At 65.2% G+C, this 21562-nt stretch carries 13 protein-coding genes; 6 read left to right on the top strand and 7 right to left on the bottom strand.

From position 1 onward, the window contains the following. The first annotated feature begins 29 nt into the window (after positions 1 to 29). The gene (locus PW947_RS30700) at positions 30 to 395 is read left to right on the top strand and encodes a response regulator (protein WP_299636595.1); all 366 of its coding nucleotides are present in this window, start codon (positions 30 to 32) and stop codon (positions 393 to 395) included. Positions 396 to 434: 39 nt separating this feature from the next. Here the strand turns inward: PW947_RS30700 and PW947_RS30695 are convergent, their stop codons facing one another. The 4 genes from PW947_RS30695 to PW947_RS30680 are packed head-to-tail and all read right to left on the bottom strand — an operon-like array spanning position 435 to position 10353. Continuing rightward, positions 435 to 1604 carry a hybrid sensor histidine kinase/response regulator gene (locus PW947_RS30695; protein WP_299636593.1) on the bottom strand — a complete coding sequence of 390 codons (1170 nt, stop codon included), beginning with the start codon at positions 1602 to 1604 and terminating at the stop codon, positions 435 to 437. Positions 1605 to 1606: 2 nt separating this feature from the next. Continuing rightward, positions 1607 to 4603, bottom strand: a complete 2997-nt coding sequence (locus tag PW947_RS30690; RefSeq protein WP_299636591.1) for a PAS domain S-box protein — start codon at positions 4601 to 4603, stop codon at positions 1607 to 1609. A 1-nt stretch (position 4604) separates the two neighbouring features. Then, positions 4605 to 9617: an AAA family ATPase gene (locus tag PW947_RS30685; RefSeq protein ID WP_299636589.1), complete on the bottom strand. Its 5013-nt coding sequence runs from the start codon at positions 9615 to 9617 to the stop codon at positions 4605 to 4607. A gap of 55 nt (positions 9618 to 9672) precedes the next feature. Next, a complete protein-coding gene (locus tag PW947_RS30680; RefSeq protein WP_299636587.1) occupies positions 9673 to 10353 on the bottom strand; it encodes a response regulator transcription factor in 681 nt (226 codons plus the stop codon). Between the two features lie 380 nt (positions 10354 to 10733). Between PW947_RS30680 and PW947_RS30675 the strand changes: the two genes are divergently transcribed. Further along, entirely contained in the window at positions 10734 to 11642 is a 909-nt protein-coding gene (locus tag PW947_RS30675; protein WP_299636585.1) for an AraC family transcriptional regulator, read from the top strand. A gap of 58 nt (positions 11643 to 11700) precedes the next feature. Here the strand turns inward: PW947_RS30675 and PW947_RS30670 are convergent, their stop codons facing one another. After that, entirely contained in the window at positions 11701 to 14307 is a 2607-nt protein-coding gene (locus PW947_RS30670; protein WP_299636584.1) for an alpha-L-rhamnosidase C-terminal domain-containing protein, read from the bottom strand. 297 nt (positions 14308 to 14604) lie between these two features. Here PW947_RS30670 and PW947_RS30665 point away from each other — a divergent pair, with 297 nt between their 5' ends. The 4 genes from PW947_RS30665 to PW947_RS30650 all read left to right on the top strand — a co-directional run bounded on the left by PW947_RS30665 (position 14605) and on the right by PW947_RS30650 (position 18990). Then, entirely contained in the window at positions 14605 to 15780 is a 1176-nt protein-coding gene (locus tag PW947_RS30665) for an MFS transporter (RefSeq protein ID WP_299636583.1), read from the top strand. Between the two features lie 31 nt (positions 15781 to 15811). Beyond that, a complete protein-coding gene (locus PW947_RS30660) occupies positions 15812 to 17077 on the top strand; it encodes an amidohydrolase family protein (protein ID WP_299636582.1) in 1266 nt (421 codons plus the stop codon). A 10-nt stretch (positions 17078 to 17087) separates the two neighbouring features. Beyond that, the gene (locus tag PW947_RS30655; RefSeq protein ID WP_299636581.1) at positions 17088 to 18029 is read left to right on the top strand and encodes an alpha/beta hydrolase; all 942 of its coding nucleotides are present in this window, start codon (positions 17088 to 17090) and stop codon (positions 18027 to 18029) included. Between the two features lie 64 nt (positions 18030 to 18093). Next, the gene (locus tag PW947_RS30650; protein WP_299636580.1) at positions 18094 to 18990 is read left to right on the top strand and encodes a transporter; all 897 of its coding nucleotides are present in this window, start codon (positions 18094 to 18096) and stop codon (positions 18988 to 18990) included. Here the strand turns inward: PW947_RS30650 and PW947_RS30645 are convergent. Beyond that, a complete protein-coding gene (locus PW947_RS30645; protein WP_299636579.1) occupies positions 18968 to 19924 on the bottom strand; it encodes a LysR family transcriptional regulator in 957 nt (318 codons plus the stop codon). The two genes, PW947_RS30650 and PW947_RS30645, sit on opposite strands and share 23 nt — an antisense overlap. Before the next feature lie 104 nt (positions 19925 to 20028). Then, on the bottom strand, positions 20029 to 21453 hold the full coding sequence (locus PW947_RS30640; protein WP_299636578.1) for an MFS transporter: 1425 nt from the start codon (positions 21451 to 21453) through the stop codon (positions 20029 to 20031). Between the last annotated feature and the right edge of the window lie 109 nt (positions 21454 to 21562).

Raw genomic sequence — 21562 nt, 5'->3', positions numbered from 1 at the left:
AAACGCGTCGACGACGCACGGAGAAGACAATGGCAAAGATTCTGGTGGTAGACGATTCCAGCACGGTTCGCGATGAAGTCGCGGGCTTCCTGACCAAAAACGGCCTCGACGTGGCAACGGCCATCGACGGTAAGGACGGTCTGGCGAAACTGAAGGCCGATGCAGGCATCCGCCTGATCGTCAGCGACGTCAACATGCCGAACATGGACGGCCTGACGATGGTCGAAAAGATTCGCGGCGAACTGGCGAACAGTGTCGTCAACGTGATCATGCTGACCACGGAAAGCAGCCCGGCGATGAAAGAGCGCGGCAAGGCGGCCGGCGTGAAAGGCTGGATCGTGAAGCCGTTCAAGGGCGATGCGGTGCTGGAGACGTTCAGGAAGCTGGCCGCCTGACCGCATATCGACGGCTTCGCGCCGTTGACGACACGCCCGTTACGACACGCGAGCGCCCTGCGTCGCGCCGAGCAGCAGCGTCGCCGTGGTGCCGGGCTGGTTGTCGGTGAACGCGACGCTGCCGCCGTGCAGCGTCGCCACGGCCGCGACCAGCGCCAGTCCCAGACCGACACCGGGCGTGCCGCGACTGGCATCGCCGCGATAGAAGCGCCCGGTCACCTTGTGCCTGTCGCGCTCGGGAATGCCAGGGCCGTTGTCCGACACCGAGATCGAAATCGAGCCGTCGGCGTTGCGCTGTGCGGCGACGTGGATCGTGCCGTTCGGCGGCGTGAATTTCAGCGCATTGTCGATCAGGTTGCCGACCGCCTGCGCGATCAGCAGATGATCGGCGACGCGGCGCAAATCGCCCACACATGCCACCGACAGACTCAGCCCGCGCAACTCCGCGACCGGCAGATAGAACTCGCCCGCGTCCGACACCAGATCGCCGATATCGGCATCGACGAAACCCGCCTGGCGGATACCCGCATCGATTTCCGCGAGCCGCAGCAGCGCATTGAAAATCGCGATCACGCGATCCACATCGGCCAACGCCGCCTCGACTTCGCCGAACGTTTCTTCGGGCGCGGGCCGCATCACCGCCAGCGATTCGAGACGTGAGCGCAATTCGGCAAGCGGCGTGCGCAGATCGTGCGCGATCGCGTTCGACACGTTGCGCACGCTATGCATCATTTCGGTCAGTTCGGCTTCCGCGCGCTTGCGCGTTTCGATCTCGTCGCGCAGCCGCGCGTTGTGCGTCAGTTGCAGCTTTTGCAGCGTCCGCAGCTTCAGATGGGTGTTGACGCGCGCCGCGACTTCCTCGACCTGGAGCGGCTTGGTCACGTAATCGACCGCGCCCGCCTGAAAACCGACGACCTTCTCTTCGGTCTGCGTCAACGAGGTCATGAAGATGACGGGAATGTCACGCGTGCTGTCCTGCGCCTTCAGACGCCGGCACGTCTCGAAGCCGTCGATGCCGGGCATCATCACGTCGAGCAGGATCAGATCGGGCTGGCTCAGAGCCGCGCGACTCAACGCTTCGGCGCCGTCGCGCGCGATCGTCACGCGCAGCCGGTGCGATTCCAGACAATCGACCACGACGCCGAGATTGGCGGGCGTATCGTCGACGACCAGAATCATCGGAGTGGTTTCGTCAAAACCGCCGTCCATACCTATTCGACCTTGACCAGATGAGATTCGATCAGGCGCAGCAGCGCCTGCGATTCGAAGTTGGCCGCGAGTTGCTGCAACTGCGCGGCAAAAGGCGCATACCGGCGATCGCTCTGTTCGAGGCGCTGCGCGCGCCGAACGATGTCGCGCATCGAGCCGAGCAGCGCAAAGCGGTGCAACACCGCCATTTCATCGGCGGGCGGCACGACCACGGTTTCCGCCGGTGCGTCGACATCGGCGACCGCACACGACAATGCCGGCTGATGCGTCCACGTCAGCCCGAGCAAGCCGCCGATCGTGCCGAGCAACTGGTCGAGATCGACCGGTTTGGGCAGGAACGCATTCGCGCCCGCATCGAGATTGCGGCGCACGTTGGCGTGCGAGACGTCGGCGGAAATCGCGATGACCGGCAACCTCGCCGTGCTCGCTGCGCCCCTGATCATCTGCAGCGTATCGACACCGCCGAGTCCGGGCATCACCGAGTCGAGCAGCACGAGATCGGGCGGCGCCACGCGAATCTTCTCCAGACCGTCGCCACCATCGCCGCTTTCGATCACATCGAAGCCCACGCGCGTCAACGTATCGACGATAAACAGCCGGTTAGCCTCGATGTCGTCGATCACCAGCACGCACTTTCGCGGCCCGTCGTAGCCCGTCACGCAGCGTTGCGACGCGGTTCCGCGCTGCTCGGCATGCGAGGCCGGCGCCACCAGTTCGAACCAGAACAGACTGCCGGAACCGACCGTGCTGGCGACGTGAATGTCGCTGCCCATCAGCCGGATCAACTGACGGCTGATCGCGAGCCCCAGCCCCGCGCCGCCGGTGCGTCGGGTGACTTCGCCGGTTTGTTCGAACGGTTCGAAGATCGCGTCGAGCCGGTCGCCGCGAATGCCGATGCCGGTATCGCGCACTTCGAAGCGCAGCCGGTCCGGCGCGACGCCGCGCACGTGCAGACTGACCGTGCCGCTGTCGGTGAACTTGATCGCATTGGCGAGCAGGTTCAGCAGCACCTGCCGCAAACGCCGTTCGTCGATGCGGATCACTTGCGGCAAATCCGTTGCGGCGTCGAATTGCAGAAACAGCCGCTTCTGTTCGGCGCGTACCCGCACGATCTCGGCAATCACATTCAGAAAGCGCGCCAGCGCGACATCGGTGACGTCGAGTTCGAGCTTGCCCGCTTCGATACGCGAAAAGTCGAGAATATCGTTGATCAGCGTGAGCAGATGTTCGCCGCTTTGCTGGATCACGCCGACACCCGCCTGCTGCCGGTCGCTAAGCGTCGCGTCGCGCCGCAGAATCTGTGCGTAGCCGAGAATGCCGTTGAGCGGCGTGCGCAACTCGTGGCTGATATTGGCGAGAAACTGGTCTTTCGCGCGGCTCGCCGCTTCCGCCGTGTTGCGCGCGTCGCTGACCACGGTTTCGAGTGCCTTGCGCGGCGAAATATCTTCGACGATAGCAATGGTGTGCAGCGGCTCACCCGACGCATCGCGCTGCAACGCCACCGATACATTGACCCACACGGCTTCGCCGTTACGCGTGACGAGCTGCTTTTCCTGCGAATAATGCTGGATCTCGCCGCGCAGCAGACGCGCCAGATTGCCGACGCTGACGTCGAGAAACGAAGCCTCGGTGACGTCGCGAAAATTCATCTGCAACAACACCTCGCGCGGATAGCCGACGATTGCGCAATAGCGCTGGTTCACGCGCAGAAACCGGCCGTCGAGCGTGCAATGCGCAACGCCTACTGCGTCGATTTCGAAGGTGCCGCGAAACCGCGCTTCGCTTTCGCGCAACGCTTCTTCCGCGCGCTTCAGTTTGGTGATGTCCACCACCGTGCCGGTAAAGCGCACCGGCCTGCCGCGCGAATCGCGCAACGCGGTGCCGCGCACCAGCATGTGCCGGTAGACGCCGTCGGCGCGCAACACGCGGTTTTCGAGTTCGAACGACGCGACGCGGCCGCTCAGATACGCATCGACGGCCTGTTTGGACGGCACGCGGTCGTCCGGATGCACGACCTTCATATACGACGCGGGCGTGAGCGTGTCGGCGGGCGCGCCGTAACCGAGCCGCTCCCAGATGTTCGTGAAGTGCGCGCGGCCGTTCATGAAATCGCCGTCCGGCATATCGACTTCCCACACGCCGATATCCGAGCCTTGCATCGCGACTTCGAGACGCGCGTTGGTCTTGCGCAGCAAGCTGGCCTGCTCCGCCTGACGACGCTCCGACACGTTGTGGAACACCACGACCACGCCTTCGACGCTCGCGCGATCACCGGCGATCGGCGACGCGCTGGCTTCGATCGGCGTGCGGCGGCCGTCGATGGACACCAGCACGGTATCGGAGACCGCGTCCGCAATCGAATCCGCGACGATATGCGTGGCCGCGCCGGACGCGAGCACGCGCGCGGCGGGGTCGTCGATGGGCTGACCGCTCGCTTCGTCGATAGCGACGAATACATCGCTGAGGGGCTGGCCAAGCGCGGCGTCGCGCGGCCAGCCGGTCAGCGCTTCGGCGACCGGATTCATGAAGGTGATGCGGCATGCGCGGTCGGTGGCGATCACGGCGTCGCCGATACTCGACAACGTGATCGCATAGCGCCGTTCGCTTTCGCGCAGGCGCGCTTCGGCGCGATGCTTGTACAGCGCCATCTCGACGACAGTGCGAAGTTGCAGATCTTCGAACGGCTTCAGGATGTAGCCGAACGGTTCCGCGTGCGCCGCGCGCTCGACCGTTTCGCTGTCGGCGTAAGCGGTGAGAAACACCACCGGAATCCGGCAGCGGTCGCGCAACTGGCGCGCCACGTCGATGCCGTCGATCTCGCCTTCGAGCCGCACGTCCATCAGCACGAGGTCGGGCGCGGTATCGAGCGCGAGTTGCAGCGCGTCTTCGCCCCGCGCCGTCACGCCCGCGATGGTGTGACCGATGCGCTGTAACTGCTGCTGGATATCGCGAGCGACGATCCGGTCGTCTTCGACGATGAGAATGCGCGCGTGCTCCATATCAATGGTTCCGCTTGTTAGCGGCGTCGAACGTGACGGTAAAGCAGGTGCCACCGTCACTGTCGACGGCGAGCGTGCCGCGCATCTGCTGGGTCAGGTCGTCGACCAGTTGAAGACCGAGCGAATCGGCGTGACCGGCAACCACGTTACGGCCGACGCTCGCGCCGATACCGATGCCGTCGTCGGCGACACACAGCCGGCATTGCCCGTCGTCCGCGCGCTGCAACGTCACGCGCAGATGACCGCCGCGACCGGCGAACGCATGCTTCAGCGCGTTCGATACCAGCTCGTTGATGATCAGTCCGCACGACGTCGCGGTATTCATGTCGAGTTCGATATCGTCGACGGCAAGTTCGAGTTCGACGCGCTGCCGGTGCAGATCGTAGGCGCGCGCCAGATGCCCGCACAGCCGTTCGATATGCATCGCCATCGGGATGCGCGCGAAATTGCCTGCACGGTAGAGGTTTTCGTGCACCAGCGCCATCGAGCGCACGCGGTTGCGACTATCCGAAAACAGCCCTGCAACCACGGGATCGTCGACGTTCGCGGCCTGAAGATTCAGCAGGCTGCTGATCAGTTGAAGATTGTTTTTCACGCGGTGATGCACTTCCTTGAGCAACGCGTCCTTCTCTTCGAGGAGCGCTTCCTTTTGTTGTAGCGACGCGTTCTCGAGCGAAATCGCCGCTTGCGACGCCAGCAGCCGCAACACGGTCACGCGCGACGGCGTGAACACGCCCGGCATCAGGTTGTTTTCGAGGTACAGCGCGCCGATCGGCCGTTTCTGGTTCGTCAGCGGCAGACACAGCGCGGAGCGCGGATGCGCGCTGTGCAGATAGGGATCGTTGGCGAACTGCGGCGGCGCGGGCTGGGTGTCGTCGAGCAACACGAACTGCTGCGTGCGGATCGCGTAGTGCAGCAACGACAACGGCAGCGCATGCGCCGACACCTCGCGCGAACCGGTCGTCATCTGCATGCCGGTGCGCCCGGTCGCGGCCTCGGCTTCGATCCACAACGCGTCGCCGCGCGGAATCACCAGCAGGCCGCGCCCGGCCCCGGCGTGTTCGAGCATGATGCCCATCAGCGTGCGGATCAACCGCTCCAGCACGACTTCGCCGGACAGCGCCTGCGACGATTCGACGATACCGGCCAGATCGAGGCTGTCGAGCGACACGGTCGTGCGCGCGACTGCGTGCCCGTCGGGCTGGGCCAGCGCGGCCGATGCGCCGGCGTTGGCCATATCGAGCCGATCGATGGCCGCGACGCGGTTCGCGGCGCCCCATCGCTGCCACGCGGCCCGCGCGTTCTGCCGGTACAACTGGGCAATCGCGGCAAATCCGCCTGCGTCGTAAAACGCGGCGGCACGTTCATGCGCGAGCGCATCGATATGGACGAAATCGTGCGCGCGCGCGTCGGCGATCGCGCGATCGTAGTGACGCATCGCGTCGCGCTGCGCGCCGTCGCGTGCCGCGAGTTCCGCCTGCACGAGACTGAAGCGGCACGCGAAATTGTCCGGGCAATGCTCGGCCCATTGCGCCAGTTGCGCGTGATGCGCGCGCAGTGCCGGCGTCAACGCATCGCCGGGCGCGATCGCCGCGAGCCGCGCGAGCATCGCGTAGAAATGAAACTCCGCGACTTCGAAGTGCCCGGACGACGTCCACAGCAACGGCTCCGCGCGGTCGGCCGCGCGCTGCGCCGCAGCCGTATCGCCGCCCAGGAAGCTCGCCTGCAACTTGCGAATCCAGTACCAGCACTCGGCAATCGCCAGGCACGGATCGGACGCGAGATGCGCCTCGAACGCGGTTTCGTCGAAGCCGGCATCTTGCGGCACGCCGCGCAGGATTCGCACCAGCCGCAACTGACCGGTGACGATGTCGACGATCAAACCGAACTTCGCGGCTTGCACCAGTTCGAGCCGCTCTTGCGCCTGCCGCTCGATATCGACGAGGTTCGCGCCCGCCGCGAGCAGGCTCGTGATCAGCGTGCACGAACTGAAGCCCATATACGTCAGATCGCCGCGCTCGCTGGCGGCGTCGAATGCGCGGCGCAGCAGCGGCAGGCCGGTGGCGATATGGCGCGTCCACGGCATTACGTGATACGCGAAGCACATATAGACGCGCGCCTGAAAGCGGTCGAGCCCGCGTTCGTCGACCAGCGCGAGGCCGAGTTTGCCGAACTGGAAACCGGCCTGATAGTCGCCGAAACACGGCCCGGCGACCATCCCGAGATACGCATAACCCAGCGACGACGCGGCGCTGTTGCCATACGCGAGGCTCAGGTTCGCCATCCGGCACAGCACGAGGCAGACCAGATTCTGGTCGCTGAAAAATGCGGGCGGCAGCACGGCTGTCAGCACGTCGAGCGTCGCGCGGCGGTCGCGGTCGCTGAGCAACGGCAAGTCGATCAGCGACGCGATCGGGCGGCCGTCGATCTGCGCGAGCAGCGCATCGTATTCGGCCAGCGCGTCGTCACGGGACGGATGCGCGGTCCAGTCCACGCCGACGCTGCGCAGATAGTCGAGGCACAACTCCACGGCGACGTCGCTGCGGTCGAGCGCGGTGAACAGCGTGACGCGCAGCCACGCGACTGCCGCACGATCCACGAGACTGTCGGCGCGGGTCGCGAGTACGCCGAGCCGCGTGCGGGCGCGGTCAGTGTCGCCCGTCAGGAACTCGCATTCGGCGAGGTGGTAATCGAGCGCGAACGCGAGCGGATAGTGGTCGGCCCAAACGTTCGCGTCGCACAACGCGAGGCCGGTGCCCAGATACAGCTTCGCCGACGCATACGCGGTCGATCCTTTCGCGCGCCGCGCCGCCATCAGGTTCAGGTTGGCCGCCTGCACGCGCTCGACCGGATCGACGATCAGATCGAGCGCGCGATTCAACTGGCTGACGATCTCGAACACGCCGCGCTCGATCTGCGCGTGCGGCGTTTCGCCGATCAACGCACGCGCGATTTTCAGGTGCATCGCCGCGCGCGCGCCGGATGCGATGGTCGCGTACGCCGCTTCCTGCACGCGGTCGTGGATCATCCGGTAGCCGCCGTCGGCGTGATACACGAGGCCCGCGGACAGCGCATCCGCGAGCGCCGCCTCGATTTGCTCCGGCGCGACGCCGCTCGCACGCGCGAGCGTCGGCAGCGACACGGCGTCGCCGAGACACGCGAGATGCGCGAGCGCTTCGCGGCACGCCGCCGACAAACCGTCGATCTTCCCGACCAGCAGATCGACGATATCGCCCGCCGACAGATGCGCGCGAATCGCGGCGAGATCCCAACGCCACGCGCGAACGGCAGGGTCGAACGCGATCCTGCCGGTGTCCGCCATCGTCATCAGCAACTGGTTCGCGAACAGCGGATTGCCGAGCGTCTTGTCGTACAGCAGGTCTGCGAGCGGTTGCGCGGTGGCGGCATCGCTGCCGAGCGCATCGACGATCAGCCGGTGCACGTCGGCGGCGGCAAGCGGGTTCAGCACGATGTCGCTGACCTGACCGCCCGCCGTCCGGATCGCGTCGATCACGCGCGTCAACGGATGCGTCGCGCCGACTTCATTGTCGCGATACGCGCCGATGATCAGCAGATCGTGGACCGGCGCGACGGCGGCGAGTTGTTCCAGCAGCGTCAACGTGGCCGCGTCCAGCCATTGCAGATCGTCGAGAAACAGCACCAGCGGCTCGCCGGGCTGACCGAACGCCGCGACAAAGCGGCGCATCGCCGTATGGAAGCGCGCCTGAGCGTCGTGAGGCGGCAGTTCCGGCAACGCCGCTTGCGGTCCGATCACCAGTTGCAATTCCGGAATCAGATCGACCAGCAACTGACCGTTCGGCCCCAGCGCGTCGCGCAGACGGGCGCGCCAGTGTTCGACCTGTTCGCAGCTACCCGCGAGAATCTGCCGGATCGACGCCTGGAATGCCTGCGCGAGCGTTGCGTATGGAATGTCGCGCTTGTACTGATCGAACTTGCCCGCGACGAAGCGTCCGCACAGATCGCGCGCGAACCGCCCGACCAGCGCCGACTTGCCGACGCCCGACGGCCCGGCGACCAGCACCAGTTCGCAGCGGCCCGCGCGACGCACGCGTGCATGCGCGACCTCGAGCTGCGCGAGATCGGCGCGGCGTCCGTACAGTTGATCGGGGATCGTCAGCCGCTTGACGGCGTGGTGCGGCGTCAGCTCGAACGGCGCGATTGCCGCGTCGGCGGTCCATTGTTCGAGACAGCGGCGCAGATCGGCTTCGAGCGCGGCGGCCGTCTGATAGCGGTCGTCCGCGCTTTTCGCCAGCAGTGTCGTCACGATCGCGGCGACGACCGACGGCACGCCCGGCACGCGTTCGGCGAGCGGCGCCGGCTGGCGGGTCATATGCGAATGAATCCACTCGACCGCCGTACTCGCCGTGAACGGCAAGTCGCCGCAGAGCATCTGATACAGCACCACGCCGAGCGAATACAGATCGGCGCGCGCATCGACGGGACGGCTCATCCGGCCGGTCAGTTCGGGCGCGACATAGATCAGCGAGCCGATTTCCGCACTGACGGGCGATGCCGCGTCGAGCGCCCGACGCTCGCGCGACACGCGCGCGGCGAAGCCGAAACGCGTGAACGCGACCGCGCCTTCCGGCGTGACGAGAATTGCAGCAGGACGCACGTCGCGCACGATCAGGTCGCGCCGATGCAACTCGCCGAGCGCAACCGCCAGCGCCACGGCAACGTCGAGAAAACGGCCGGTCGGCCAGCGCGCGGCGAGCATGCCCGCGAGCGGCATGCCGCCGGGATCGTCGAGCATCAGCGCGGGACGGCCGTCGAGTTCGATCAGTTCACACGGACGCGCGACGCACGGCAGGTCGAGCACGGAACGCAGCGACAGCGCATGCGCAAAGCGGTCGGCGAGACGCGCGACGGGCTGCGTGCAATCGCGCGCGGGCGACAGCGTCAGAAACGTGTCGGCGTCGGCGCCCATCCGCGACAGCACGAGTTCGCCGTCGTCGTACAGGACGCTTGCGGCAGCCATCGTGTGATCGGACATACGCGTTCCTCGACAGCCCCGGTCAAACCACCGGGCAAAAAATGATTCGGATAGGTCAGTCGTCGGCGGTCAGCATGTAGCCCGCGTTGCGGACCGTGTGCAGCAGCGAGCGCGCAAAACCCGCATCGATTTTCTGCCGCAGCTTGCTGACGTGAACGTCGATCACATTGGTTTGCGGATCGAAGTGGTAGTCCCAGATGTTTTCCAGCAACATGCTGCGCGTGACGACCTGATCGGCGTGGCGCATCAGGTACGCGAGCAGCTTGAATTCGCGCGGTTGCAGCAAGATCGCCTTGCCGGCGCGGGTCACCTTGCGCGAAATCAGATCGATGCACAGATCGTCGACCGACAACGTTGTCTCGGTCGGGCTGTCTTGCGTGCGACGCGCGAGCGCGTCGATACGCGCCAGCAGTTCACCGAACGCAAACGGCTTGACGAGGTAGTCGTCGCCGCCCGCTTTCAGCCCGCGAATGCGTTCATCCACGGCGGCGAGCGCGCTGAGAATCAGGATCGGCACCTTGTTGCCCGTGCCGCGCAGCCGCGCAATGATGTCCAGTCCGTCGATATCGCCGGGCAACATGCGGTCCATCACGATCACGTCGTAGGTGCCGCGCGTGGCGAGTTGCATGCCGGTCCGGCCGTTGTCCGCGTGGTCGATGGCGTGTCCGGCTTCCACCAGACCCTTCTTGACGAAGTGGGCGACCGGCTCGTTGTCTTCGACGAGCAAGATATTCATTCGGCTCTCATGTGGACTCACCCACTCTTCTGAAACGCTTCCGGAACCCCGCTGAAACCTAGGGCAGGCAAGGCGGAACGCCTTTCGGCTGTCATTGTATCGTCGCTTGAACGGCGTTCGCGCGCAGCGTGCTCACGGCACGAACCCGTTGCGGCGCCGCGCGGGCGTCGGACCGGACGCCGGAATTCCCGTCATCATGCCTTCGAAATCAGCGCGACCGCGTCGCCCGCTTTATTAAATTTCGTTCATGTCCGGAATCGCGGGCCGCCGCACGCGCCTTTCCTTACCGGGAATTTTCTAAAATATCGTTCATGTTCGGGGTTTGTGCGGCGGGGTGACATAGGATGCGATCCAGCAGGCACGAACAGAGGTAACGAATCATGCTCGAACAGACAGTGGCGACGGCACGGCAGAAGGATTCACTCGGGTGCGTCTCGAACCGTCTCGTCAAAGATATCGAACTCAATACCGGCGATTTCCGGTTCTTCCGGAAGTGCACGCAAAACCAGCGTCTCAGTTCGGTCACGACACCGGCATCGGATCGCGGCGTGCTGGTGGGCGTGTCGTTGAACGCGGGGCATCATCGGCGGGTTTTTTCCGGACGGCGTCAGGTATCGCAGCGTTTCGAGCACGACTCGGTGTACGTGCGCGATTTCTCCGACGACTACAAGGCCGACATGCACGGCGATTTCGATTTCGTGCTGGTCGAGATGTCGGCGGAGTATGTCGGCAACGCGATGTACGAACGCAGCGGCGTCAACGCGCCGGGCTTCTCCACGCCGCCCGTCCGACGCGATCCGGTGCTGGGCCATTTCGCAAAAATTCTCGCGCATATGCTCGAACATCCCGACCAATCGAGCGATCTGTTCGTCGAGCAACTGGGCGTGACCATCGGCACGCACATCATCGAGCAATACGGCGGCGTGCCGTCATCGCCGTCGCTGCCTGCGAGTAGCACGCGCCGCCTGTCGCATGTGCACGAAACGCGCGCCAAAGAGATGCTGATGGCCAGCGACGACGGCACGTCGATCGAACAGATCGCGAAAGCCTGCAACCTGTCGCGCAGCTACTTTATCCGCGCGTTTCGCGAGACCACGCATTGCACGCCGCATCAGTGGCAATTGCAGCAACGGATTCATCGCGCGCGGGAGTTGCTGGCGAGTTCGGATGCGTCGCTGTCGGAGATCGCACTGACTTGCGGCTTCTCCGATCAGAGCCATTTCTCGCGGAAGTTCTCGCAACTGGTCGGCACGCCGCCGGGGAACTGGCGGCGTACGGCGGGGAAGTGAGAGACGCGGTGAATGGCGTCGTCCCACCAACTTTCGTCCAGCGAATGACGCTTCTGCGTCACCGCCCCGCCTCGATCGCATACGTCCCCGGCCCGACATTGTCGATATAGCGATACGCACCGCCGTCGCTGGCAACTGCGTTTGGATCGAGTGCCGAGCTAGAAGCGGTCGCGACCGCCTTGCCGTTGACCGTCACGGTTCCACCCGAAGGCACGGCGATCGTGCCGGTGGTGCCCGTCGGCACCACGACGTTCATCGCGACCGAGCCCGTCGTCGAGACTGCCCATTTCACCGCAATCGCGCCATGCGGCGTCGGCGCCGAGCCGACCACCCAGCTCAGTCCACCCGTTTGCGGCTTGATCAGCCACTGACTGTAGCCCGGCGCGGCGGGCCGGATACCCAGCACATAGCGCGATAACGCCGAGGTCGGTCCCGACGACCAGCCGTGCGCGAGACTCGTTTGCGTACTCACCGGCTGACCGCTCGCATTCAGCGCTTCCCAAGTCGTGCCGGTGGCATAGTCGCCCTCGACGATCATGTTGCCCCACAGCGTGGAAATCAACGCCAACGCGCCTTTCGTGTCGCCGGTTTCGAAACGCGCGCGCACTTCGGCGTCGCTCGCATACGGACTGACCACCACCGCGCGTCCGCTGTCCGACGAAAACGCCAGCCGTCCGACACTGCTCGCGAGGCCGTCCGCGATGCGCGCCAGCAGCGACGCCGCCTGACCCGAAGACGCCACGCCGCTCGACACCGCCAGCGCATTCGCATCCTGCGCGAGCGCCGTCAGGTTCGACGCGCTCATCCCGTAGAAGCCCGTTGCGCTGTTGTACAGATGCGCGTTGATCGCGGTCTTCAACGCGGCCGCCTGCGCAGTCCACGTCGCAGCCGTCGATGTCGCGCCGAGCGCCTGCGCAAGACTCGCGGCCTCGGTCAGCGTGCGGTAGTACAGCACGTTGGTGGACGTGACTTCGCCCGTCACCGGATTCGTGAAATCGGGCAACCAGTCTTGCGCATTCGCCGCCGTCACCGATATCAGACCGTTCGAATCCACCAGCGTCTGCAAATAACCCAACTCGCCTTGCACTGCCGCGAACTGCTCGTTGACGAGCGATGCGTCGCCGGTGAACTGGTAGTAATCGTGCAGCAAACGGATGAAGTACATCGAATACTGCGCGGAATAGAAGTTCGACGAACTGTAGGTATCCGCGGTGCCGCTGATCAGCGGATCTTGCGGACTGTGGGTGGTCGACACCTCGCCGTTCGCGAGCCGGTAACTGCCGAGCAGACGGATCGAGCCCGCAATCGCATCGGTCTGGTTCGACGTGTAGAACAGCGTCGGACCGGCCACGGCGATGTCCGCGCCCCACACCGTGCGGTCACGCTTCGCGCCGTCGATCAGTTGCGCGAGCGCGTTGGTATTCGCGGAGAAGTCGTCGAGCGCGGCGCTCGTGGTCAATGCATTCGCATACAGCGCGCCGTTCGATGCATCGGTAATCGACAGATTGCGATAGGTCGCCTGGTGGCCCGGTTCGTTGAAAAATCCCGCACTGCCGTAGTTCGACAACAGGATCGACGATGCACCGAGCGCGGCGGAATCGAGCGTGCCGATCGATGTGCCGTCGAGCGACACGTCGATCGTCGCGCCGCTCATTTTAGTCTTGACGGTATGCCATGTGCCGGTCGCGACGCTCGACGGCAACGCGAGCGACGCGAGCTTCGTGCTGCCGCCGGTAAACGTGCTGAACGCGTCGAATTCGAGCGTGTCGGGCGTGCCGGTCGTGTCCGATGCGCTGCGCAACACGAAGCGCAGACTCGTCAGGTTCGACGTGTTGCGCATTACCCAGCCAGCGCCATTGAGATTCACGCGCACGTCGAACGACATCGTGTAGTCGCTCGGCCAGTTGCCGCTCTTCTGCACGATGCCGGTGCCGCTCGTACCGATCGTCACGCCGTCGCTGCCGGCCTGCCATGCGAGCGGCAACGACGATGCCGCCAGCCGCGTCATTTCCACCGTGTAAGCGCCTGCCGTCCAGATGCTGTTCAGCGTGTCGGAACTCGACGCGAACGAACCGGTGACGGTCGAGGTAGGTGGCGTGTACAGCGATTCGATACCGGCGGCGCTCAGCGTGACCGCGCCTGGCGTCGTCAGTGAAATTGCTTCGTAGCGTTCGCCGCCCTGGATCGCCGCGCTGGTGATCGTGCCGGTCGTCGTCACCGGATACAGGCTCACGCGATTCGGATCGACCGATACCGTCAGCCCCGCGCCGACGTCGCCGGTCGTGGCGTTCGGACGGCTTTCGCTGAACGCTGCCGACAGCATCGGCGAGCCGCTTTGCGCGGAGACGTCGAAGTACGGCAAGCCGCCGACTTCGCGTCCGTAATCGAGCACGACCACAGGCGGCGTGCCGCCCGCCGAGTATTGCAGCGTCGCCGATCCACCCGACAGCAGCGAGTCCGCGCCCGACACGCTGCCGCTCACGCTGACGATCTTCACCGCTTTGAGTTTGCCGGTCGCGGGCTGCCACGACGCATTCGTCACGCTCGACGGCCACGATGCGGCCGTGTCACTGGTGGTATTGCCGCCGCATGCGGACAGCGCCAGTGCCGCCGTGATCGTCATGCACGCGAACGGTCCGACACGCGACGGGATTCGCCTGTTCATTGTTATGTCTCCGGTGTTGGGACTCGCCCGCGATAAAACGCGCCGGTCCGTTTTTTGTAGGTCGATGCACGACCATCGTAGAGGAAGGCCATAACCGGTGACGCCACGTTTGGCGATACCTGTCATCACGAATCGCGATAGGCGCGACGCCCGATACACGGGGAAAACCCGGCCCCGCGAATTGCGATACCTCCTATCGCAAAACAGGCGCGCAGACGCGAAGCGCCATCCGTAGACTCGCTCCGAGTCATCCACACCGATGAGATGACCGATCTAATAATCCCCAAAGGAGACAGCATGCCCCGTCCCTCCGGCAGATACGCCGCGCTGGTCGTCGCTCACGTGGCCGGCATGATCGACCTGGTTGCCTTGCCCGTCTGGGTCGGCACGCTGATGCAGTACTTCCACTTCGATGCGCAGCGCGCGGGCATGCTGGTCACGTTGTATCTGCTGTTTGCCGTCGTGTTCTCGGCGTTCTTCGCGCCACGCTTCGACCGGATTCGCGGCCACCGCGCCGCGCCCATCGGTTTCGCGCTCGCCACGGCGGGTTTCTTCGCGCTGTCGCAGACCGGCAGCTTCGGCGGCATGTGCGTCGCGCATGCGCTGGCCGGTGCCGGCACCGGTTGCGGGCTGTCGTTCGCGCACGGTGCAATCGGCCGCTCGAAAAATCCGCATCGGCTGTTCGCGGTCTCGCATCTCGCGCTTGCGCTGTTCGCTGTGGTGTTCCTCGGCGGCGCGCCGCAAGTGATCGTGCATGCGGGCGGCGCGTCGCTGTTCATCCTGTTTGCCGCACTCGCGGGCACCGCGTGCATCGTCACGGCAATCGGTTTTCCGCGTGGTTCCAGCTCCGCCTTCAGCGCGACCGGCACGGCACGCATCGCCGGAACGCCGCTTCCGGCCGGCTGCTGGAGCGCGATTTTCGGCATCGTGTTCATGGCTGTGAATCAGGCGCTGGTGTTCAGTTTCGTCGAGCGGATCGGGGTGACGCGCGGCTTCGGCAGTCCGAAGATCAACGCGGTGCTGATCGCCGTCGGTCTGGTGAATCTGTTGCCGCCGCTGCTGGCCGCGCTGCTGCAAAAACGCCTCGACGCACGCACCGTCGCGATTGCCGGACCGGTCGCGCAGGCGGTGCTCGCACTGACCATCACGCGCGCCACCAGCTTCGCGCCCTACGCGGTCGCGACCGCCCTGTGGGTGTTCGCGATGATCTTCACCCATACGTTTCTGTTCGGGCTGCTGGCCCGCATCGATACGACCGGCCGCGCGGTGGCATCCACACCGGCCATGCTGATGGCGGGTTCCGCCGTCGGCCCGATTCTCGGCGGCGCGCTGATCGTGCACGCCGGATTCGAAGCGATCGGCATCGCCGCGACCGTTATCGGCGCGATCAGCGTGCTGTTCATGCTTCGCCTGCGTGGCGTGACGCTGATGAGCGCGCCGCTCGATGGTGCTCACGCCACCCGTGCGTCCTGACTTTTCTACGACTCTTTTTCCCGAGGTTTACATGGCAGTCACTGTGTTCAACGACGTTCGCGTATTCGACGGTAGCGGCGCGCCGTTATTCCCCGCGCAAGTGCGCGTCGAAGGCAACCGGATCGTCTCGGTGAAGTCGCTCGACGACGCGATGCCCGCGCAAGACGGCGACACGGTTTTCGATTGCAAGGGCGCGGTGCTGATGCCCGGCCTCGTCGAAGCGCACGCGCATCTGTCGTGGCCCAGTTCCGTCGAGCGCTTCGTTCCGGGCATGTCGTTGCCGCCCGAAGAACTGGTGCTGACGACCGCGCGCAACGCACGCATCCTGCTCGATCACGGGTTCACCAGCGCGTATTCGGCGGGTTCGCTGAGCAAGCGAGTCGAGGTGGCGCTGGTCGCGCAGATCGAAAGCGGCGGGATGCCGGGACCGCGTCTGATTGCGTCGTCGATCGAGCGCACGCCGCCGATCGCATCCGACGAACAGGCGCTCAACCCCGGCGAGATCGATCCGCACGGCACCGGCCCCGACGCGATCCGCGCGTTCGTGCGCGGCTGCGCGGAGATGGGCGCGCGCTCGGTCAAATTCCTGCTGTCCGGCGAAGACGCATTGCAACCGGGCGCATCGCAACAACTGCTGTACACCGACGAAGAAGCACGCGCCGCCGGCGAAGAAGCGAAGGCGTCAGGCGTGTGGCTCGCGGCGCACGCGCAAGCCGCCGAAGCGGTGAAGATGGCGTTGCGCAACGGCTTTCGCGTGCTGTATCACTGCACCTACGCCGACGCGGAAGCGCTCGATATGCTCGAAGCGCACCGCGACGAGATTTTCGTCGCACCGGCGATCGGCATCATTCAGGCGACGCTCGACGCCAACCCGCCGCCGCACTTCGATATGCGCGAAATGAAGCGCAGCGCCGCCGAAGTCCGCGAACGGCAACAGAAACTGATTCCGGAACTGCGCAAGCGCGGCGTGCGGATTCTGCCGGGCGGCGACTACGGCTTCCCGTTCAATCCGAACGGCCGCAACGCGCGCGACCTGCAACTGTTCGTCGAACTGTTCGGCTATACCGCATCGGAAGCCTTGCATGCGGCGACCGCGCTCGGCGGACAGATCATGGGTCTCGGCGATGAACTCGGCCGCATCGAGCCGGGCTATCTCGCCGACCTGCTGCTGGTCGATGGCGATCCGACGGCCGACGTGTCGATTCTGCAGGACAAGCGCCGCCTCGCCGCCATCATGAAAGACGGCCAGTTCCACAAGATGCCGTTGCATCTCGTCGAACACGCTGTTCACGCGTGAGGACGTCGCGATGACCGCATTCGACGACACCGTGCACGCGGCTCGCGCCGCCACCGAACTCGACGCATCGATCCGCGCGTTGGGTGCGGTGATCGATGCGCCGCGCGTGAAAGGCTGGTATGCGCCGTATCGCGTCGATCAACGCACCGACGGCGCGACGCTGCGCAGCGACATCGCCTACGGCACCGACGCGCGCCATACGCTCGACGTGTACACGCCCAATCCTTCCGGCACGTCCGGCACTGCCGACGCGCTGCGTCCGTTGCTGCTGTTCGTGCATGGCGGCGGCTTTATTCGCGGCGACCGGCGCGAGCGCGCGAACGTCGGCTGGCGCATGGCGCGCGCCGGTTACGTCACCGTGTTGCCGAACTACCGGCTCGGTCCGGATCATCGATGGCCGGCGGGCGCTGAGGATGTGGCCGCCGCGTGGGCATGGGCGCATGAACACGCCGCCGAACTCGGCGTCGATCCGCAGCGGATCGTGATCGCCGGGGAATCGGCTGGTGCAGCGCATGCGGCGGCCGCCACGCTGATGTCGCGCTTCCGGCATCCGCAAGTGCCGCCTCCCGCAGCCGCCGTGCTGATTTCCGGCGTCTACAACGCGCAACTCGAATGGCTCGCGCGCCGACAGTTCGGTATCGCGACGCCCGATCCGCGCAACGAAGCGTATTTCGGCACCGACGCCAGCCGCTATCCGGCGATGTCCACAGTCGAGCATATCGACGCGCAACCGTTCCCGGTGCTCGTCACCTATGCCGAACTCGATCCGCCGCAAATGCAGGTGCAGGCGGGCGAACTGTTCGCGCGACTCGTCACCCGACACGGCTTCGCGCCCGACCTGAACGTGATCGCCGCGCACAACCATCTGTCGCAACTGGAAGCGGTCAACACCGTGGACGACGTACTCGCATCGACGCTGCTCGGCTTCCTCGACCGGATCACGCAGCGCTGACGACACGCACCGTAGCAAAGCCGCGAAAGCGAACGACCTAAAACGACAACAGGAGACACCCACTATGAAATCGATCCAGCGGATCGCGATTCCGTGCGCTTGCGCCGCGCTGTTCACCTCTCACGCGGCGCACGCCACTGAAGGCGGCGGCACCGTCGTGCCGATCGGCGTGCAGACGATTGCCTCGGGCGTGTTGCAGGACCCGGGCGACTATCTGCTGAACTACAACACGTGGGTCTACGCCGACAAGTTCCCCGGCAACGACGGCAAGAACACGCTGCCCAACGGCGACCTGCGCGTGCAGGCGCATTCGCTGCGCTATCTGCATGTGTTCGAAAACCTGAAGCTGTTCGGCGGCGATACTGCATTCGAAATCGCGTCCGCGTATGTGACGACCACGCTCAGCTCGCAATACGCAAACGGCCATAACAACGGGATCGGCGATACGTCGCTGGGACCGTCGATCGGCTGGCATAGCCCGACGCTACATCAGATGGTGTCGCTGCTCGCGGTGCTGCCGACCGGTTCGTACGACCCGAATCGCGCGGTCAACGTGGGCCGCAACTACTACGCGCTGCAAGCCGATTACGCGGTGTCGTGGTTCTTCGCGCGGCAATGGGAAGCGAGCGGGATGATGAAGGTCATCTTCAACAGCAAGAACCGCTCGGACGGCTACAAGTCGGGCGTCGAAACCGATCTCGACTATGCGCTGAACTATCACTTCACCAACGGCGTGTTCGCGGGCGTGGGCGGCTACTGGCACAACCAGTTGTCGAACGACACGCTCAACGGCTCGCTCGTCAACGGCGACGGTTATCGCGTGCGCGATGTCGCCGTCGGTCCGCAAATCGGGTGGGGGAATCAGAAGTTCGGCGGTTACGTCGCGTGGCAACACCAGGTGTATGCCCGCAACACCGCCAAGGGCGACCTGTTGTGGGTCAACGTGTTCTACAAGTTCTGACGCGCGATACGCCGTTGTCCGCATCGTCGTCGATGCGGGCAGCCGTGTCGATCAGCAGTTGACGCACCCAGTGATGGCACGGGTCCTTGTCGCGATACTCGTGCCATTGCAGACACTCGCGCACTTTGGGAATCGCCAGCGGCGGTTCGATCAGACGCAGCGGATAGCGCCGCGCGAATTCGTTCGCGAGCCGCCGGTGCACGGTCGCGATCAGTTGCGTGCCGACCAGCGCGGGCGCCACCGAACCGAAATCCGAAGTCGTCACCTTGACATGCCGCTTGAGACCGTTCGCGTCGAGAAAGCGGCTTTCGTAGGTCGGCGCGCGCGGCCAGCCGAGCAGCACGGCGACGTGGCCCATCTGCGTGTATTTCTCCAGACTGACGCTGTGTCCGACCGACGTGTTGTCGTCCCAGACCGCGCAGACGTAGTCGTCTTCGAAGAGCGCCACGCGCGGCTGGTCGTCGGCGAGGAAAGGTTCGGGAATGATCAGGAAGTCGTATTCGCCGCGCCGCAGCTTTTCGGCGGTGTCCTCGACTTGCGGCATGAACTCGATCGTGATGTTCGGCGCGAGCCGTTCGAGCAGCGGAATCGCCTTGCGCAGAAAAATAGAAATCACATAGTCGGACGTGGCGATCTTGAAGTGCCGTCGCGCGGTGGACGGATCGAAGCCGGGATTGATCGCGACCACGGTTTGAATCTGCAACAGCACGTTCCTGACGGGCGTCACGAGTTCCAGCGCGAGCGGCGTGAGTTCGAGCGTGCGGCCGACCTGCACGAGCAGTTCGTCGTCGAAGTATTCGCGAAGGCGTCCGAGCATGCCGCTGATCGCGGACTGGCTCAGACTTAGCCGCTCCGCTGCGCGCGTGATCTTGCGCTCGTCGAGCAGTGCATCGAGCGCCACCAGCAGATTCAGGTCGAGTTTGTTGAAACGCATTGCCACTGTCTCCATAAGACGGCGGCCGCTCATGGGCGGCCGCTTTTATCCGGTGCTTGCGATGGTCGCGCCGCCGCGTGCGATCCGGCGCGCTATCGGGCGTGCTATCCGGCGGGATGCGCGCGATGCATGTCGGCGCGGGCCGATCGTGCCACCGATTGATCCGGCATCTCCGCTGCATCCGTCGCGTCATGGCCCGCGCCGTTCGCCGGAAGCGCGCCGATCTCGACGCGTCCCAGTGCGATCACGATGGCCGCGATAGCCAGCGCGCCCGCGAAAAGGGCGAACGTATAAAGCGGTTCAGGGTGAATCGACGCCACCACGCCGACCACGACGGGCCCAAGTATGCCACCGATCCGGTTCAATCCGACGGCCACGCCCATGCCCGTGCTGCGCACTTCGGTACGGTACGACATCGCCTGATAATTGTTCAGCACGGCTTGCGCGCCAAACGCGAAAAAGCCGGTCGCCGCAATCAGCACGACACCGACCGGCCTGCCGAGTGCGAACGCGAGACTCGCCATGCCGAGCGCCGCGAGCGCATAGCCGATCGTCATCGCGCGGATGCGGCTGCGCATCCGGTCGGCGAGCCAGCCCATCGCCACGCCGCCGAACACCGACGCGACCATCACCAGCGTTCCGTATGCAAACGCCGACGACACGCCCTGTCCTTTCGCGACCACCAGCGACGGCAGCCAGCCAGTCAGGCCATGAATGCAGAACAGACTCAACGCGCCCGCGATCCAGTGAACCAGCGTATTGCGACGATACGGCGGTGCGAGCAACGCCCCGATCGAACCCGCGCGCGCCACACGCGGCACCGGCGCGACCCGAGCGTTTGCGTAGAGATCGGCGCGCTCCGGACGGGCGCGGGCAAGCAATGCGAGCACATCGGACTGACGGCCGCGCAACGCCAGATACTGGACCGATTCGGGCAGCCATTTCATTGCCGCCACGGCGACCAGCGCGGACAGCACGCCCACGCTGTACATCGATTGCCAGCCGAAGCGCGGCGTCAGTGCGATGCCTGCGAGTCCCGCGCAGATCCCGCCTGCGGAAAAGCCGAACTGGAACACCCACGTGGCGAACGTGTTCGCGTTGCGGCGCGGCGCCCATTCGTTGATGCACGTGAGCGCGAGCGGCGTGACCATGCCGAGCGCCGTGCCCATCGCGATCCGGACCGCGATGAAACCCGCCACGGAATCGACCACGGTGGCGAGCAGCGCGCTCGCCGCCGTCAGCGCCCAGAGCGCGATCAGCATGACCTTGCGGCGGCCGATCCGGTCCGCGAGCAGGCCTTGCACCACCGACCCGACCGACAGCCCGACGATCCCGCTCGCGAGCATCATGCCGATGGTCGAAGGATCGGGATGCCATTGACGGCGAATCAGCGGAATCACGTAGGCGGCATTGAACAGGTCGTAGCCGTCGAAGAACATGATGAAGCCGACCAGCACCGCGAAGCACAGATGAAACCGTCCGACGCGGGCTTGCGCGAGCTCTTCGCGCACGTTGATGAGCGTTGTCACCGCTGTCTCCTTGAGCATGGTCGCGGCGCCGCATCTGTCGTGCGATTACGCCGCTTGCCGGCAGGCTGTGCCGGAATCGTGCGGGACCGGCCGCGACGGCCGCGTTGCG

It is taken from the genome of Paraburkholderia sp. (genome assembly GCF_028283785.1).
Lineage (GTDB): Bacteria > Pseudomonadota > Gammaproteobacteria > Burkholderiales > Burkholderiaceae > Paraburkholderia.
The sequence above is the reverse complement of the archived record's forward strand: the minus strand, read 5'-3'. Positions and strand labels throughout refer to the sequence as shown.

Bases quoted from the DNA above. Each gene is read 5' to 3' on its own strand.
- PW947_RS30700 (WP_299636595.1), top strand. From the start codon at position 30: ATGGCAAAGATTCTGGTGGTAGACGATTCCAGCACGGTTCGCGATGAA.
- PW947_RS30695 (WP_299636593.1), bottom strand. From the start codon at position 1,604: ATGGACGGCGGTTTTGACGAAACCACTCCGATGATTCTGGTCGTCGAC.
- PW947_RS30690 (WP_299636591.1), bottom strand. From the start codon at position 4,603: ATGGAGCACGCGCGCATTCTCATCGTCGAAGACGACCGGATCGTCGCT.
- PW947_RS30685 (WP_299636589.1), bottom strand. From the start codon at position 9,617: ATGTCCGATCACACGATGGCTGCCGCAAGCGTCCTGTACGACGACGGC.
- PW947_RS30680 (WP_299636587.1), bottom strand. From the start codon at position 10,353: ATGAATATCTTGCTCGTCGAAGACAACGAGCCGGTCGCCCACTTCGTC.
- PW947_RS30675 (WP_299636585.1), top strand. From the start codon at position 10,734: ATGCTCGAACAGACAGTGGCGACGGCACGGCAGAAGGATTCACTCGGG.
- PW947_RS30670 (WP_299636584.1), bottom strand. From the start codon at position 14,307: ATGAACAGGCGAATCCCGTCGCGTGTCGGACCGTTCGCGTGCATGACG.
- PW947_RS30665 (WP_299636583.1), top strand. From the start codon at position 14,605: ATGCCCCGTCCCTCCGGCAGATACGCCGCGCTGGTCGTCGCTCACGTG.
- PW947_RS30660 (WP_299636582.1), top strand. From the start codon at position 15,812: ATGGCAGTCACTGTGTTCAACGACGTTCGCGTATTCGACGGTAGCGGC.
- PW947_RS30655 (WP_299636581.1), top strand. From the start codon at position 17,088: ATGACCGCATTCGACGACACCGTGCACGCGGCTCGCGCCGCCACCGAA.
- PW947_RS30650 (WP_299636580.1), top strand. From the start codon at position 18,094: ATGAAATCGATCCAGCGGATCGCGATTCCGTGCGCTTGCGCCGCGCTG.
- PW947_RS30645 (WP_299636579.1), bottom strand. From the start codon at position 19,924: ATGCGTTTCAACAAACTCGACCTGAATCTGCTGGTGGCGCTCGATGCA.